The organism is Gordonia spumicola (genome assembly GCF_009932475.1).
In the GTDB taxonomy this organism is placed as follows: Bacteria; Actinomycetota; Actinomycetes; order Mycobacteriales; family Mycobacteriaceae; genus Gordonia; species Gordonia spumicola.
In genome coordinates this window covers 165,345-180,806 of sequence record NZ_BJOV01000003.1, presented here as the reverse complement: position 1 = coordinate 180,806, position 15,462 = coordinate 165,345, and the positions used below count along the sequence as shown (strand labels likewise).

The 15,462-nt window shown below is 68.0% G+C and carries 13 protein-coding genes; 10 read left to right on the top strand and 3 right to left on the bottom strand.

Features of this window, described 5'->3' with window-relative positions; genetic code table 11:
- Window positions 1-28: 28 nt before the first annotated feature.
- From GYB83_RS06935 to GYB83_RS06925, 3 genes are read right to left on the bottom strand one after another with little or no spacing between them, the layout of a single operon-like run.
- Window positions 29-1,357 carry an NAD(P)/FAD-dependent oxidoreductase gene (locus GYB83_RS06935; protein WP_161894812.1) on the bottom strand — a complete coding sequence of 443 codons (1,329 nt, stop codon included), beginning with the start codon at window positions 1,355-1,357 and terminating at the stop codon, window positions 29-31.
- Window positions 1,354-2,703: a flavin monoamine oxidase family protein gene (locus tag GYB83_RS06930; protein ID WP_161894811.1), complete on the bottom strand. Its 1,350-nt coding sequence runs from the start codon at window positions 2,701-2,703 to the stop codon at window positions 1,354-1,356. Before GYB83_RS06930 ends, GYB83_RS06935 begins: the two co-directional genes overlap by 4 nt.
- 30 nt (window positions 2,704-2,733) lie before the next feature.
- On the bottom strand, window positions 2,734-3,438 hold the full coding sequence (locus tag GYB83_RS06925) for a transporter (protein ID WP_161894810.1): 705 nt from the start codon (window positions 3,436-3,438) through the stop codon (window positions 2,734-2,736).
- A gap of 352 nt (window positions 3,439-3,790) precedes the next feature.
- Between GYB83_RS06925 and GYB83_RS06920 the strand changes: the two genes are divergently transcribed.
- Genes GYB83_RS06920 through GYB83_RS06880 form a run of 10 tightly spaced genes read left to right on the top strand, consistent with a single transcriptional unit; the run spans window position 3,791 to window position 15,456 of the window.
- On the top strand, window positions 3,791-5,329 hold the full coding sequence (locus GYB83_RS06920; protein WP_228461262.1) for a flavin-containing monooxygenase: 1,539 nt from the start codon (window positions 3,791-3,793) through the stop codon (window positions 5,327-5,329).
- The gene (locus tag GYB83_RS06915) at window positions 5,322-6,221 is read left to right on the top strand and encodes an alpha/beta fold hydrolase (RefSeq protein WP_161894809.1); all 900 of its coding nucleotides are present in this window, start codon (window positions 5,322-5,324) and stop codon (window positions 6,219-6,221) included. The genes GYB83_RS06920 and GYB83_RS06915 overlap by 8 nt, the downstream gene beginning before the upstream one ends.
- A complete protein-coding gene (locus GYB83_RS06910) occupies window positions 6,218-7,639 on the top strand; it encodes an APC family permease (RefSeq protein ID WP_161894808.1) in 1,422 nt (473 codons plus the stop codon). Before GYB83_RS06915 ends, GYB83_RS06910 begins: the two co-directional genes overlap by 4 nt.
- A gap of 32 nt (window positions 7,640-7,671) precedes the next feature.
- Window positions 7,672-8,316, top strand: a complete 645-nt coding sequence (locus tag GYB83_RS06905; protein WP_161894807.1) for a hypothetical protein — start codon at window positions 7,672-7,674, stop codon at window positions 8,314-8,316.
- Window positions 8,309-9,676 (top strand): glutamine synthetase family protein, encoded by a 1,368-nt coding sequence (locus GYB83_RS06900; protein WP_161894806.1) that lies wholly within the window; start codon window positions 8,309-8,311, stop codon window positions 9,674-9,676. Before GYB83_RS06905 ends, GYB83_RS06900 begins: the two co-directional genes overlap by 8 nt.
- Complete coding sequence (locus tag GYB83_RS06895; protein WP_161894805.1) at window positions 9,673-10,434, top strand: gamma-glutamyl-gamma-aminobutyrate hydrolase family protein; 762 nt, start codon at window positions 9,673-9,675, stop codon at window positions 10,432-10,434. Before GYB83_RS06900 ends, GYB83_RS06895 begins: the two co-directional genes overlap by 4 nt.
- Window positions 10,431-12,059 (top strand): AMP-binding protein, encoded by a 1,629-nt coding sequence (locus GYB83_RS06890; protein ID WP_228461260.1) that lies wholly within the window; start codon window positions 10,431-10,433, stop codon window positions 12,057-12,059. Before GYB83_RS06895 ends, GYB83_RS06890 begins: the two co-directional genes overlap by 4 nt.
- A 9-nt stretch (window positions 12,060-12,068) precedes the next feature.
- The gene (locus GYB83_RS23560; RefSeq protein WP_228461258.1) at window positions 12,069-12,839 is read left to right on the top strand and encodes an enoyl-CoA hydratase/isomerase family protein; all 771 of its coding nucleotides are present in this window, start codon (window positions 12,069-12,071) and stop codon (window positions 12,837-12,839) included.
- 35 nt (window positions 12,840-12,874) lie between these two features.
- Window positions 12,875-13,996 carry a Zn-dependent alcohol dehydrogenase gene (locus GYB83_RS06885; RefSeq protein WP_161894804.1) on the top strand — a complete coding sequence of 374 codons (1,122 nt, stop codon included), beginning with the start codon at window positions 12,875-12,877 and terminating at the stop codon, window positions 13,994-13,996.
- Complete coding sequence (locus tag GYB83_RS06880; RefSeq protein WP_161894803.1) at window positions 13,993-15,456, top strand: aldehyde dehydrogenase family protein; 1,464 nt, start codon at window positions 13,993-13,995, stop codon at window positions 15,454-15,456. Before GYB83_RS06885 ends, GYB83_RS06880 begins: the two co-directional genes overlap by 4 nt.
- Window positions 15,457-15,462: the final 6 nt, after the last annotated feature.

Sequence of the window (15,462 nt, the reverse complement as noted above, 5' to 3'; positions counted from 1 at the left end):
GGCGTTCGTCCCGACCCGACAGCGGACCTCATCCGTGGTCGGCGGTGCCCGTTCGGCCGACGAGCGCCGACAAACGGTCGGCCGTACGGTCGGCGAGCCACCCCGCGTACAGCACGGGGTTGCTGACGAGCCCGGGCCAGAACCGTTTGTCGCCATGCCAGATCGCGTCGAGGTCGTCGTGGCGTGGTGCTCCTCCGGCATGTTCGGCGAGCATGTGCCCCACGTACTGGGCCTGAGCGAATCCGTGGCCGTTGCACGCCTGGGAGTAGAGGACGTTCCGGGACGCCTCGCCCGCCGCGGGCAGCCAGGTCGAACTCATCGAGATCCATCCTCCCCACACGCTCTGGAACCGCACATCACCGAGACCGGGGAAGCGCTCGCCGAATCCGCGGATGAGGTCGGTGATGACGGCCCGTGACGGCGCCCGGTCGGGGAGAGGGTTGCGGCCCGCCTCCACTCGTCGGGTACCGAAGACGACGGTCCCGCGCGGTGTGACGCGGTGGTTCTCGATGATCATGTGGAGCGAGACCATCGGCGCACGGCTGGTCCACCCGATCTCGTCGAGGAGCTCCGGCGTGATGGGCTCGGTCTCGAGGAGCGACGTGTACGCCGGAGTGGCGATGTTCTTCGGCGCGATCGACAGGGATCCGGTGTCTGCGTTGGTCATGAGGAGCGCGCGGTCGGCGTGCACGGAGCCGCCGGGAGTCAGAACGGTGACCCCGTCTCCCGTGTCGTGCACGTCGCGCGCCGGCGTGTATTCATACACGCGCACTCCGGCGGCGATGGTCGCCGCGCGCAGGCCCAGAACGAACTCGCCCGGGTTGACGGTTCCGCCGACACCTTCGCGGACTCCGCCGAGGAAGCCGTCGGGCAGGCCGGCCTCGCGACCGTCGACGAACTCGGCGTGTGCTCCGGATTCGGACAGGACGTCGGCGATGCGACGTGCGCGACGCAGTTGTCCGTTCGTGACCGCAGCCATGACGATTCCGGTCTTGACGTGTCCGCATTCGATGCCGTGCCGCTCGATCGCGTCCTCCGCGAAGAGGACCGCGTTGTGGGCGTAGCGGTACAGCGATTGGAGCCGGTCGGGCTTGAGCAGATACTTCAGCATCTCCGGGTCGGCGGCGATCGAGTTGGTGATGTAGCCGGCATTGCGTCCGCTCGCGCCCCACCCGAGGGTGCGGGCCTCGACCAGAACCACGTCCGCGCCGTTCTCGGCCAGCCGTATCGCGGCTGACATGCCGCCCGCTCCGCCGCCGATCACCACCACATCGCATCGCACCTCCTCGAGGAGGCGTGGTTCGACGGCGGCCGGCGGTCCGGCCCAGCCGGTCTCGTGCAGAATCGTCGTGTTCATGGTCGGAGTCCCGCCGCGATGGCCTGGGCGGCCCGTTCGCCGGACTCCGCGGCGTCGGCCAGCGATGGGACGTCGAGCAGGTAGTCGCCGGCGAAGTGGATCGGTCCGAGAGGTTCGCGCAATGTCGGCAGTGTGGCGCGACCTCCGGGACCCCAGTACGGCACCACCCGGTGGTGCTTGCGGACGATGGGGGTGCCGAGCTTGCCCTCGAGCTCGGGATACACCTCCAGGAGGTCGCGGTTGAACCTGTCGACGATCTCGTCGTCGGAGAGGTCCATCAGCGCGTCTGCTTTCGAGCCTCCGGCGAAGCATGCGAGCGCGCCGCCCGGCCTCCGCTCGCCCGTGCGCAGCGCCGCGGCGTGGTTGAACATCGCCTGGAACGCGCGCGTCGGTGTCGAGACGCCGTAGAAGTCGTCCCAGCGTGCGGGGCCGTTCTCCTCGGTGAAGTAGCCGACGATCACGTAGCGGCCATAGCTGATCTGATCGAGCGCTGTGCGGTACGACGGTGGCAGTTCGGGCAGGAGTGCGGCCGCGATGTCGGCGGGCACGGCGATCACGGCACGTTGGGCGTGGAGTTCGTGGACACCGTCCGCGTCGGCGTAGTGGACAGTGACCGAGTCATCGGCCCAGTGCACGGCGCGGACCGTCGAACCCAGTCGGACACGGTCCCCGAGGTCCGATGCGAGCACGTCGGTCAGGGTCTGATTGCCTCCCTCGGGGAGCGAGAAGTTCGGGACCTTCGCCGGATCGGCGATCGCCATACCGACGGAGAAGACGAACTGTCCCGCGGCGGTCTCCTCCGGATCACAGCCCATCCACTGGCCGCTCCACGCCTGCACCATCGCCCGGGCGACGTCCGATCGCACGCCGCCCAACAGGTAGTCGCCGGTCTTCTTGTCGAGGAAGGCGCGGTATCGCCGGCCGAGGGCCGTGTTCTCGAAGCGCGGATCGAGCCAGACGGCGCCGTTGATGATCCGGGCTCCGACTTTGGCGAGGCCGATCCGGTCGGACATGGTCATCGCGGCGTTGAGCATCAGCGACACCGGGTTGCCGGTGTCGAGGACCTCGCCGTCACCGAGATCGAGACCGATCTTCTTGCCCGCGAGAGTGCCGCGGACGATGCCGTGCTCGTCGAGTTTGTCGATCAGCGTGCCGGTGCCTTCGGTGAACTGGGTGCCGACGTTGAGCCAGTAGTCGCCCTTGCGCACCGATTCCACTCGGCCGCCGATCCGTTCCGCCGCCTCCAGGACGACGATGTCCTTTCCCTGCGCTGCCAGCGTTGTGGCCGCCACGAGGCCCGCCATCCCGCCGCCGATGACGACGACGTCTGCTTCGGTTCTTGTCATTGTGTTCTTCTTTCGGAGTGGAAGGGGCGGTCAGCGCACGGTCTGCGCGGTGCGATCGTTCGCGATGGCGGTGTGATCGATCGCCGCGTTGTGGTCGTCCAGCGCGCGGTAGCCGAGGTAGTAGATCCAGAGCTGGAAGCCCCACACGGCCAGCGCGTAGGCGTAGAACAGGCTGCGGCTCTCGTCGTCGAACGACCACGGGAAGAAGTCGTAGAACACGGCGACCGACGTCGCTGCGAGGCTGACGAGGGCGGTGGCGATCACGACCCGCCGTGCGCCGATCGTCCACAGTCGCCACGCGAAGTAGCCGAGGAACACCAGGGTCAACAGGTTCGCGACCAGGTAGAAGGTGGCGGGGCCGACGTGCAGATCGTGATTGCGGAACTTCTCCTGCGACAGGTACAGGCCGGCGCCGATCGCCAGGGCGAACAGCGCGACGTCCACGGCGATGCCCGGCTTGTAGCGGTGTGTCACCCGCATGAGCCCGACGACGAGCAGCAGGGTGATGCCGATCGATCGGGAGAACGCGTCGAAGAAGAATGCGACGTTGTACTGCGCGCTGTGCTCGTTGGAGCCGAGGAGGGCCCAGATCAGGAAGTTGAGTCCCGATGTCGCGACGATCAGCCACTCCACGCCGAGGAGGTAGTTGCCGTAGCGCCGCAGGAACTTCCAGCCTGCGGTGTAGCCGGCGACGATCATCAACAGATCGGCCAGGAGGAAGAGTGTTTCACCCATGATCGGGCTCCTATCGATAGTGGGGGGATCTCCTGTGGAACGCGCCGGAGTCGGGGTGCGTCACGGCGACTCACTCAGAGTTGGTCAGATAACTAGGTCAAATGACATTGACGAACATAGATCGTGACTGTGCTCACAGTCAAGGCCCGATGTCGATCGCCGGTGAACTCGCATAACCAAAGGTAGAAGCCGTAACACGCAAAGTAGGTCATTTGACTATGTCGAGTGTGCAATATGCACCGGAGAGCGTCGACGAACCGAAAAAGACGGATCACTATGTCGTAGCTCACAGGGTGTGGGGGTCGGCAATGTGAAGGGCATCACCGCTCGACCGCCACCGAAAGGCTCCCCGATGAACGCAATGAAGACCGCCACGACAGACGCCGACACACCGTCGCCGGACGAGTTCGACATCGTCGTCATCGGTGCCGGAATCGCAGGCATCGGTGCGGCGAAATACATCACCGAGGCCTTCCCGCAGAAGCGGGTGGTGATCCTCGAAGGCCGCGCGGACATCGGCGGCACGTGGGATCTGTTCAAGTACCCGGGCATCCGCTCCGACAACGGCCTGCACACCTACGGCTACGAGTTCAAGCCCTGGACCGATGCCGACGCCATCGCCGAGGCTCCGAAGATCCTGAACTACCTGCAGGAGGCCGTCGACGAGTACGACCTCGGTCGGCTCATCCGATTCGAGCACAGCGTGCAGCACGCCTCGTGGTCGAGTGCCGACGCCACGTGGACCCTCGACGTCCAGACCCCCGACGGCGGCCGGACGATCACCACGAGCTGGATCTTCGCGGGCACCGGGTACTACCGCTACGACGAGGGCTACACGCCGCACTTCGAAGGCCGCGACGACTTCGCGGGCGACGTCATCCACCCGCAGCACTGGCCGGAGGACTACGACTACGCGGGCAAGAAGGTCGTGGTCATCGGCAGCGGAGCCACCGCGGTCACGGTGATCCCGTCCATGCTCGGCCACGAGGGGGCCGCCTCGCATGTCACCATGCTGCAACGCACCCCGACCTATGTCGTGCCGTGGCCGAAGGTCGATTCGACGGCCCTGCTGTTCAGCCGACTGTTCGGTGAGAAGCGCGGCTACGCGCTCACCCGATTCACCAGCATCTGGGCCGAACGCGGCCAGGTGAAGTTCATGCGCGCGTTCCCGAAGCTGACCCGCGCGCTCATCCGGAAGGTCAACGCCTCGTCGCTCCCGAAGGAGTTCGACGTCGACACGCACTTCAACCCGCCGTACAAGCCGTGGGACCAGCGTCTCTGCCTGTGCCCGGACGGCGACTTCTTCAACGCGCTGAGCACCGGTGACGCCTCCATCGTCACCGACCGGATCGATCGGTTCACCGAGTCGGGGATCGCTCTCGAGTCCGGCGAGCATCTCGACGCCGACGTCATCGTCACCGCGACCGGCCTGAACATGCGTCTCCTCGGCGGCATCGAGTTCGACGTCGACGGAACCGGAGTGAACGTCCCCGACACCGTCGCGTACCGCGGAACCCTGCTCACGGGGCTGCCCAACCTGTCCATCGCGATCGGCTACACCACGTCCGCCTGGACGTTGAAGATCGGAATCGTCGCCCGCTACCTCTGCGACCTGATCACGCACATGGACGCGTTCGGGTACGACAGCGTACGGGTCGAGGCCGATCCGGCGATGGAACGCCGCCCGATCCTCGACCTCAGCTCGGGCTACGCGCAGCGGGCCCGCGACGTGATCCCCAAGCAGGGCACGGGCATGTTCCAGATGTCGATGTCGTACCAGCAGGACGCGAAGATCCTGCGCGGACCGCTGCTCGACGATGCTCTGCAGTTCGGCTCGGTCCGTGACGAGGCCCCGGTGGCCGCGATCGTCAAGGAGCACGTCGATGCGTGAGGACCTCGACCGATTCGCGGTGCTGCCGGGCGGCACCAGGGTGTGCTTCCGGGTCGACGGCCCGAGCGACGGCGTCCCCGTCCTGCTGGTCGCCGGCCTCGCCGAAGACTTGACGACGTGGTCGGACCAGTTCGTCTCCGCGCTCGCGGCCACGGGATTCCGGGTGATCCGGATGGACAACAGGGACTGCGGGCGGTCGACCTACGCGACCGCCCCGCCTCCCAACACACTGCGACAGCTGCTCGCTCGACCACGCCCCGACTCGTACACGCTCGCCGACATGGCCGACGACGCGGCCGGACTCATCGAACACCTCGGCGTGGGCCCGGTCCATCTGATCGGGCGGTCGATGGGCGGGATGATCGCCCAGACCGTGGCCGCCCGCCGGCCGGAGCTCGTCACGACCCTGACGTCGATGTACTCGACGACGGGCGACACGAAGGTCGGGCAACCCGCGTTGTCGACGTGGGCGCTGATCTGTGCGCCCCCGCCGAGTGATCGAGTGGGTGCGGTCCGCGCACACCTGCGCATGACGGCCCACCTCGCGGGCACCGCCTATCCGCTCGACGAGACCGAGGAGACGGAGCACGCGACTACCACCTGGGATCGGACGGCGGGCGACGCCGTCGCGGGCACCTCCCGCCAGCTCCAGGCGATCCAGGCCTCGGGCGACCGCACCGACGAACTCGTCACGATCACGGCGCCGACTCTGGTGATCAACGGCGATCGAGACCGCATCGTCGCGCCGTCGGGAGGTGTCGCCACCGCGGCCGCGATTCCCGGCGCGCGCCACGTGATCATCCCCGGAATGGGCCACCACCTGCCCGACGCCCTCGCGCTCCGCATCGCCGACCTCGTCGTCGCTCACCTGGAACGGGTGATGGCCCGATGACCGCGCAGGACACGGCGTCGACGCCGACCGTCGGGCTGGCGCGGACTCTCGGGGTACCGCAGATCGTGTTCATGGTCGTGGCGATGGCCGCACCCCTGACAGTCTTCGCAGGACTGATTCCGCTGATGCTGGGCACGGGGAACGGCATCGCAACGCCGCTCGACTTCTTGATCGTCGGCGTGGTGCTGCTGCTGTTCACCGTGGGGTACTCGGCGATGACGCCCGAGGTTCGCAACGCCGGGGCGTTCTACTCCTACGTGCAGCGCGGTCTCGGTTCTGCGACGGGTCTCGGCGCCGCGGCTCTCGCGTTGGTGACGTACTCGGTTCTCCTGGTCGCCGTCAGCGGTTACCTGGGAGCGTCGGCGGGCAACGTGCTCGAGACGTTCGTCGGGGTCTCGGTGCCCTGGTGGATGCTCGCCGGTGTGGGACTCGCCGCGATCGCGTATCTGGGCTATCGCGATGTCGAGCTCAGTGCGCGTGTTCTCGGCGTCCTTCTGATCGCCGAGATCGGAATAGTCGCGATCATCGATGCTGCGGTCGTCGTTCGTGGTGGGGCTGACGGACTGTCGGCCGAGCCGCTCTCCATGAGCGCCTTCACCAGTGGCACTCCGGCCACCGGGATCATGTTCGCCGTCTTCGGCTTCGTCGGCTTCGAGGCCACCGCAGTCTTCCGTTCGGAGGCGCGCGATCCGGACCGGACGATCCCTCGGGCCACGTACGTCGCGGTGATCCTCATCGCGGTGATTTACGCGGTGTCGTCGTGGGCGATGATCATCGGACTGGGCGCCGAGCAGGCGTCAGGTCTCGCCGCGGAAGACCCCGAGGGCCTCGCACCTGGGCTTGCGACACGCTACGTCGCGCAGTTCGCGCACGACGCATTGCAGGTCCTCCTCGTCACCAGCTTCTTCGCCTGTGTGCTCACCGCACACAACGTGGTGTCCCGGTACCTGTTCGCGCTCGGCCGTCAGAACGCTCTTCCGGCCCGGCTCGGGGCGGCGCACCCGAGGTACAAGTCGCCGCATGTCGCCTCGCTGCTGACCTCGGCGGTGATCGGCGTGCTCGTCGCGGTCACCGCGATCGCCGGGCTCGATCCGGTCACGCAGGTGTACGCCTGGTTCGGCGGTGCGGGCACGTTGGGACTCATCGCCCTGCTGACGCTGACCTCCGGGGCGATCGTCATTCACTTCCGACGCGGCGCCGCCACGAGCCTGTGGCGCGGAACCGTCGCGCCTGCGCTCGCGTTCGCTGCGCTCGGCTGCATCCTCGTGCTCGTCGTCGTCAACTTCGAGTTGCTCATCGGGACTCGTGGTCTGGCGAACCTCTTCCTCGGGGTGCTCGCCGCCGCCTTCGTCGGCGGCCTCGTCTGGGCGCTCGCCCTCCGCAGGCGTCGACCCGACGTCTACGCGTCCCTCGAGTGACCACCCCTATCCGTTTCGACCAAGGACATCCCATGGAAACCACCACACTCGCGGCCCCTGCCGTGACACCGGTCCGGGTGACGATCGACGACGACGCCACTCCGATCGTGCGCCTCATCGGCCGGACCCTTCGCGACGCCGTCCGGCTCGACCACGCCACAGACGTTCTCGAACAGACCTCCGGAAGCGTCGTCGTCCGCTCGCACAGCACCCCGCAGGTCGCGACCGTCACGTTCGGCGACGGCGCCGTCACCGTGACCGGCGGTGTGCCCGTGTCGACCGACGTGACGATCACCGTCGACCTCGACACACGATTCGCCATCGTGACCTCCGTCGGCGACGCCCAGCTCGCCGACGGCCTGGCGCGGGCACTGCGCCTGCCCACACCCGACTGGCGCGACGCCGCCGGTCGATTCTTCGAGCTCACCCGCGCAGTCAAGGGAATCCCCGACGTGCTCGTCGCTGTCGCCACGGGTCCGGGCGGTCGCGAGGAGGTCACTTTCGGAACGGGCGCCGACACCTACCGCCTGGTCGGCACCCCCGATGCTCTCGCCGGAGTCTTCACCGGCGCCGATTTCCTGTTCACCGCTCTGGAACGCGGTCTGCGCGTCCAGGGCACCTTGGCCCAGCTCTCGACGATGACGGCCGCCTCCTGGAAGGTTCGCTACGATGTCTGACACCCACCTGACCAGCGTTGATGTGCCTGAACGTGCCGCAAAGGCCTACCGTGTGGAGGCCACCAACCACGACGGCAGCTTCATGGGCAAGACCGTCACACCCGCGAAGTTCGCGTCCGGTCGGAGATCGGGCTTCGCCTTCGCCGACATCCTGTTCGGCATCGACATGGGCACCGACGTCGTGTTCGGCGACGCCTACCCCGAGTGGCGTGGAAACCTGCACGACATCGCACTGCTGCCCGACATGGATACCGAGGTGGAGTGGAAGCCCGGCGTCAGGTCCGTGATCGGCGACTTCTGGCTCAAAGACGGCAGTCCCAACCCGATCTGTCCGCGGAACCTCGTGCGCAGGCAGATCGACCGCCTCGCCGACCTCGGCTACACGGCGACCGTCGCGGTGGAGATCGAGACGACGCTGTTCGAGGAGTCCATTCAGGAAGCTCGGGCACGCGGGTACCGCGACCTCACTCCGCTCGGCGGCGAGACCGGAGCCACCTACAACCTCGCGAGGTCGTCGGACTGGGTCGACTACATGGAGGCCGTCACCGATCGACTGGACGAACTCGGCATCGTCTGGGAGGCGTGGACGGACGAGGCCGCGCCCGGTCAGACCGAACTGAACATCGCACCGACCGACCCGCTGACTCTGGCCGATTCGTGGGTCCGGACCAAACAGGTGATGCGAGAGGTCGCCTGCGACAAGGGCCGGTCGGTCACCTTCATGGCTAAGCCGACGGCCGGTTTCGGACAGGGCGCGCATCTGAACGTGTCCCTGCGACGGGACGGGGAGAATGCGTTCTACGCACCCGACGGACCGTCTGAGCTCATGCTCAACGCGGTCGGCGGGCTGATGGCGACGATGGCGGGCAGCACCCTTCTCGGACTGCCGCAGATCACCTCGTACCGCCGTCTGGTCGACGTCTCCGGTCCGCCGACGACGATCAGCTGGGGTGTGAACAACAAGACCGCCGCGCTGCGCGCGATCGTCGGCCATCGGGCGTACTCGCGGCTCGAGTACCGCGTTCCCGGTTCCGATGTGAACCCGTACTACGCGCTCGCAGGTGTACTCGCAGGCATTCTGGCGGGGATCGAGAAGAACCTGGACGCGCCGCCGCAGGTCCACGACATGGCCTGGTGCCTGCCCGACGACTGCGGCGTGGAGCGTATTCCGGGCTCGATGTCGAAGGCGATCACCGCGCTCGACGCCGACCCGCTCCTCCGCGAGTATCTCGGCGACGAGTTCGTCGACTTCTGGGCCGCGTCCCGACGCTGGGAATGGATGCAGTTCCACACCACGGGCGGCGACCCCTACGCCGAACTCTCGGAATGGGAGTCCCACCGATACTTCGAGTTCTCATGAGCCGCAAGCCGCTGATCGGCATCACCGGTCGTCGTTTCCAGCTCAGTCTCATCGCCGGCGCCGATCCCCGGTACGGCAAGGCGTGCATGGACTCGTTCATGTCGGCATTCGCCGTTCGGGTCGCGGAGGCGGGCGGGACACCCGTGCACCTGCCGTACGACGCCGACCCCGCGGACGCCTGTGACTGGCTGTCCGGTGTGATCGTCACCGGCGGGCAGGACGTGCACCCCGCACGCTGGGGCGGCGACGCCTCGGTGGTCCGGGACATCGACCCGCGCACCGACACCAACGCCCACGATCCCGAGCGTGACGACTACGAGCTCGCACTCACTCGCGCGGCGATCGAGCGGGGAGTGCCGATCCTCGGAGTCTGCCGCGGACTTCAAGTCCTCAACACCGCGCGCGGCGGGACGCTGATCGCCGACCTTCCGCCGGGAGAGATCCCGCATCTGTCATTGCAGAGCGCACCGACCGACGGCGACGCCGAGCACGTGGTGACCTTCGAGCCCGGTTCGACCGCGGCCGCGGTCTTCGGCCCGCGCATGCTGACCAACTCGTGGCATCACCAGGCCGTCGACCGGTGCGGGGAGTCGCTCGTCGTGACGGGCCGTACCGCGGACGGAGTGGTCGAGGCGGTCGAGTCGCCCGGAGCACCGATCCTCGGGGTGCAGTGGCACCCCGAGTGGATGGAGAACAGAGATCCGGCGATGACGTGGATCGTCGACGAAGCGCGGAAACGACAGGAGAGGGCGCGATGACAATCGAGGCCGATCGGGCCGGGGGCACGTTCCGGCGCGCCGTCGACCCGGATCTGATCGCGGCGGATCCGCGGATCGGGACCGTGACGGGTCTTCTGGGCGACGGCGTCGCGCGTACTCCCGACGCCGAACTGCTGCGGTTCGGCGACGAGTCGTGGTCGTACAGCCGGGTCGACGCGGCGTCGTCGCAGCTTGCACATCGGTTCGTCGCCGTCGACCACCTGGTTCCGGGCGACCGCGTCGCCATCATGCTGCCCAACGTCGTCGGTTGGCCGCTCATCTGGTTGGCCGCGCTCAAGTCCGGCGTGGTCGCGGTGCCCGTGAACTCGTCGTATCGGGCCGCCGACCTCGAATTCGTCCTGTCCGATTCCGGCGCCCGCGTGATCGTGACCGATGCCGACCACCTGACGCTGGTACACGAGGTCCTCGCGGGAACTCCCGACCTCGCCGACATCACCGTCGTCGACATCGCGGACACCGGCGACGCCCATCTCCCGATCACCTCACCGACGGCATCGATCGGCCCGGAGACACTCGCCAACCTGCAGTACACGTCCGGCACCACGGGTTTCCCGAAAGCGTGCATGCTCACCCACGACTACTGGACGCGGATCGGGTGGACGTGTGCCGCGGCGGTCGGGCTCGGCCCAGACGACGTACTGCTGACGGCTCAGCCGTTCTCGTACATGGACCCGCAGTGGAACACCGTCCTCGCCCTCATCACGGGGGCGCCGCTCGTTGTGCTGCCGCGGTTCTCGGCGTCGGGCTTCATGGCCGACGCGCGTCGTCACGGCGCGACCTTCTGCTACGTCCTCGGGTCCATGCCGACGCTGCTGTTCAAGCAGCCGCCGAACCACGCCGACCGGGACAACCGGCTCCGCGCGATCTTCTGCTCCGCGATCCCCGCCGGGATGCACGCCGACCTCGAAGACCGCTGGGGCGCACCCTGGCGTGAGATCTACGGGATGACCGAGAGCGGCGTCGACCTGTTCAGCCCGTTCGACGACGCGGCAGTCGTCGGCAGCGGAACGCTGGGCCACCCGGTGCCCACCAAGCGGGTGCGGATTCTCGACCCGGAGGGGGCCGAGGTGCCCGACGGTGAGCCCGGGGAGCTGACGGTGTCCGGAGTCCCGATGATGCTCGGCTACTGGAATCGTCCCGACGCGACCGCCGAGACGCTTCGCGACGGCCGCCTGCACACCGGTGACGTCGCGGTCTGCGAAGCGGGAACGTATCGCCTCGTCGGTCGCATCAAAGACATGGTCCGGCGCGGCGGCGAGAACATCGCCAGCAGCGAGGTCGAGCGGGCACTGGAATGCGCCGAGACTGTCGTCGCCGCCGCGGTGCTCGCCGAAGCCGACGAGCTGTTCGGCGAGGAAGTCAAGGCGTTCATCCAGCTCGCGCCGGGGACCGTCGCAGACAGAGCCACCGCCGAACGCATCGTCGACGCCACCGCCGCCAGACTCGCGCGCTTCAAGGTGCCTCGGTTCGTGGAGTTCGTGACCGACTTCCCGCGCACCCCGTCCGAACGCATCGCCAAGCCGATTGTGAAAGCCCGTGCCGCCCAGAATCCCGGCACCACCTACGACCTCCGGCCTGCGCGCACCGCCGCGCCGGGAAAGTGAAGAGAAGACATGACCGACACCGCAGTGGACGTCCGCATCGACGACGACATCGCCGTCCTCACCCTGAATCGCCCCGACAAGCTCAATGCGTTGGACATCAACACCCGCGTCCTGCTGGCACAGGAGATCAGGCGCTTCGGCGCGGGCGAGGACGTCCGCGGCATCGTCCTGACCGGAAACGGCCGAGCGTTCTCCGCGGGTGAAGACCTCGCCGCGATACCGACCACCTTCGACGGGATCCGCGAGGCGTTCGCCACTTTCCACGACATCACCCGCGCGATCCTCGAGACCTCCGTGCCCGTGATCGCCGCCGTCAACGGTATCGCGGTCGGCGGCGCGTCGGAGATCACCCTGTGCTGCGACGGACGGATCGGAACCGCGCGAACCGAGTACTACCAGCCCGAGAACAAGCGCGGAATCATCATCTCCAACGCGTCGAGCATCCTCATGTCCCGACTCGTGCGCAATCACGCCATGCGCGTCGTGCTCGGCGGACAGCGGATCGACGCCGACGACGCACTGCGCATCGGACTGCTCGACGAGATCGTGCCCGCCGAGGAACTCGTCGCTCGCGCCGCGGGCACCGCTCGCGCCTGGAACTCCAACCCGCTCACCACCTCGCTGCATCTCGGACTGCTGCGCCCGCGCTCAGAGGAGGTCGAGGCCGCCTTCGCTCGCGAGGACGAAGCCGCCCGCGTGGCGTGGGAGTCGGGCGCGCTCAGCGCGGGCGTCGCGCAGTTCTGGGGCGACCGGGACGCCGCGGCGACTCCCGCGCGCTGACCGATACCGCACACAGACGAAGGAAGCACACCGCGATGATCACCACCCAAGCCGCCGTTCTCACGGCGATCAACACCCCGCTCGTCCTCACCGACATCCACGTCGACGACCCCGAGCCCCACGAGGTCCGAGTCGCCGTCACCCACGTCGGCCTCTGCCACAGCGACCTGCACTACATGACCGGCACCGTCGGCGCCGACCTGCCGGTGGTCGTGGGCCACGAGGTGGCGGGCGTCGTCGAGGCGATCGGTTCGGCAGTCACAGACTTTGAACTCGGCGACCGCGTCGTCGGCGCGCTCACCCCGTCGTGTGGCAAGTGCCGCAACTGTGCCGCGGGCCATTCGACACAGTGCCAGCGGCAGAGCCAGGTGCGTGAGCGGCAGCGTCCGGCCTTCACCCTGCCCGACGGGACCGTCGTCGACCGACTCGGCAGCGTCGGTGCCTTCTCGCAGCACATCCTGATGCGCGAGAACACCCTGGTCAAGATGCCCGACGAGGTGGGGCTGCACGTCGGCTGCCTGCTCTCGTGCTGCATCGTCACCGGTGTCGGAGCAGTCTTCCGCGGCGCGCAGATCCGTCCGGGATCGACAGTGGCCGTGATCGGTTGCGGCGGCGTCGGGTCCGCGATCATCCAGGGCGCGCGGATGGCCGGCGCGTCGGCGATCATCGCCGTCGACCTCGACGACGCGCGTCTGGAGGCGTCCCGCGTGTACGGCGCCACGCACGTCGTCAACGGTGCGTCCGATGTTCCGGCCGCGATCCGCGACATCCTCGGCGACGGCGTCGACTACGCCTTCGAGGCCGTAGGTTCGGCGCGCACCGCGCAGACCGCATTCGCCGCACTCCGTGCGACGGGAACCGCGACCCTCGTCGGAATCGCGCCCGACGGCACCGATCTGCAGATCCCGGCGTCGGACTTCTTCTTCGGTGAGAAGAAGCTCATCGGCTCGTACATGGGGTCGGGCCAGGCGCAGCAGGACATCGCCGAGTTCGCGCGCCTCTACCTGGAGGGACGGCTGCTGCTCGACGAGATGGTCACGAAGGTCATCCCGTTCAGCCAGGTCAACGAAGGCTTCGACGCCATGAAGTCCGGAGATGTGACCCGCATCGTAGCCGCCATGCCCACCCCAGCCGACACCACGGAGGCAGTCCGATGACCACCATGAACACCACTCTCGCTCAGCCGCGCAGCTACATCGCGGGCGAATGGGTCCAGTGCGAGACCCTCGACGCGTGGAACGTCGATCCGAACACCGGCGAACCGGTTCACGCGATGGTGACGACCTCGTCCGACGATCTCGAGCGCGCCCTGCAACTGGCCGTGGAGGTCTATGACGCCTCGGACTTCCTCGACGACGACGTCCGTCTCCAGCGCGCGGAGGTCCTGGAACGCGCCGCGACGAACGTGGAGGAGCGAATCGAGGAGATAGCCCGCATCGACGCCCTCACCAGCGGCACCGCCATCGGCGCCACCCGCACGGTCGCGTCGTTCCTCCCGTACCGGCTGCGCGCGGCCGCCGCAGAGGCACGGACCATCGCCCGCGTCACCCCGCTCGCCGCAGACGGACGAGACGTCCGTCTGCATCGGATCCCGTGGGGTCCGGCAGCCATTCTGACCCCGTGGAACGGACCGAGTTTCATTCCGGCGGCGAAGGTCGCGAGCGCTCTCGCGGCAGGCTGCCCGGTGATCCTCAAGCCGTCCGAGCACGCACCCGCCAGTGCACAGGCGATCGTCGAGTGCTTCGTCGACGCCGGACTTCCCGACGGCGCCCTGCAGTTCGTCCACGGAACCGGTGAGATCGGTGCCGCCCTGACCGGCGACCGCCGCGTTCAGGTGGTGTCGTTCACCGGCGGCCCCGGTGCGGGCCGGGCCATCGCGCGTGCCGCTGCCGAGGACTTCAAGGTTCTGCAACTGGAACTGGGAGGCAACAACCCGGCCCTCGTCCTCGACGACGCCGACCTGGACGTCACCGCCGACGGGCTCCTCACGGGGATGACGAACCTGAATGGGCAGTGGTGCGAAGGCCCGGGCAAGGTGTTCGCGCCGCACCGCCTGGTCGAGCCGCTCCGCGAAGCACTGAACGCGCGGATCGCGAAGCTGCGGATCGGCCATTCGCTGGACGAGACCACGGACATCGGTCCGATCTCGAACGCACCCCACTTCCGGACCTTGCTGCAGCGGATCGACGGACTGCGCGAACTGGGTGCGGAGATCGACCAGGTGGGCGAACTGCCGGATCTCGGCGGGTTCTTCCTGTCGCCGACGGTCGCGACCGGCTCCGATCCGGACCGCACCACCGCTGAGTTGTTCGGGCCGGTGATCTCCCTGCACGGCGTCGACTCCGACGGAGAGGCGCTGCGACTGGCGAACGCGAACCCGTCCGGACTCGACGCCTACGTCTTCGGGACCGACACCGATCACGCCATCGCCATCGGCTCCAGAGTCCGCTCGGGCGAGGTCCGCGTGAACGGTGCGAAGGTCGCCGACCTCGGCGCCGATTCGGCGCAGAGCTTCTGGGGGCCGTCCGGCATCGGCGGTCACGGCCCGGCGGAATCTGTTCGAGTGTTCTGCGGCGACCGGGTGGTCGGCGTCGACTCCCCGGACCTGCCGATGTGAGGCGCG

Excerpts from the sequence above, each read along its gene's own strand:
- GYB83_RS23560 (WP_228461258.1), top strand. The coding sequence starts at position 12,069 with ATGACCGACACCGCAGTGGACGTCCGCATCGACGACGACATCGCCGTC.
- GYB83_RS06880 (WP_161894803.1), top strand. The coding sequence starts at position 13,993 with ATGACCACCATGAACACCACTCTCGCTCAGCCGCGCAGCTACATCGCG.
- GYB83_RS06895 (WP_161894805.1), top strand. The coding sequence starts at position 9,673 with ATGAGCCGCAAGCCGCTGATCGGCATCACCGGTCGTCGTTTCCAGCTC.
- GYB83_RS06905 (WP_161894807.1), top strand. The coding sequence starts at position 7,672 with ATGGAAACCACCACACTCGCGGCCCCTGCCGTGACACCGGTCCGGGTG.
- GYB83_RS06930 (WP_161894811.1), bottom strand. The coding sequence starts at position 2,703 with ATGACAAGAACCGAAGCAGACGTCGTCGTCATCGGCGGCGGGATGGCG.
- GYB83_RS06910 (WP_161894808.1), top strand. The coding sequence starts at position 6,218 with ATGACCGCGCAGGACACGGCGTCGACGCCGACCGTCGGGCTGGCGCGG.
- GYB83_RS06915 (WP_161894809.1), top strand. The coding sequence starts at position 5,322 with ATGCGTGAGGACCTCGACCGATTCGCGGTGCTGCCGGGCGGCACCAGG.
- GYB83_RS06885 (WP_161894804.1), top strand. The coding sequence starts at position 12,875 with ATGATCACCACCCAAGCCGCCGTTCTCACGGCGATCAACACCCCGCTC.
- GYB83_RS06890 (WP_228461260.1), top strand. The coding sequence starts at position 10,431 with ATGACAATCGAGGCCGATCGGGCCGGGGGCACGTTCCGGCGCGCCGTC.
- GYB83_RS06925 (WP_161894810.1), bottom strand. The coding sequence starts at position 3,438 with ATGGGTGAAACACTCTTCCTCCTGGCCGATCTGTTGATGATCGTCGCC.
- GYB83_RS06920 (WP_228461262.1), top strand. The coding sequence starts at position 3,791 with ATGAACGCAATGAAGACCGCCACGACAGACGCCGACACACCGTCGCCG.
- GYB83_RS06900 (WP_161894806.1), top strand. The coding sequence starts at position 8,309 with ATGTCTGACACCCACCTGACCAGCGTTGATGTGCCTGAACGTGCCGCA.
- GYB83_RS06935 (WP_161894812.1), bottom strand. The coding sequence starts at position 1,357 with ATGAACACGACGATTCTGCACGAGACCGGCTGGGCCGGACCGCCGGCC.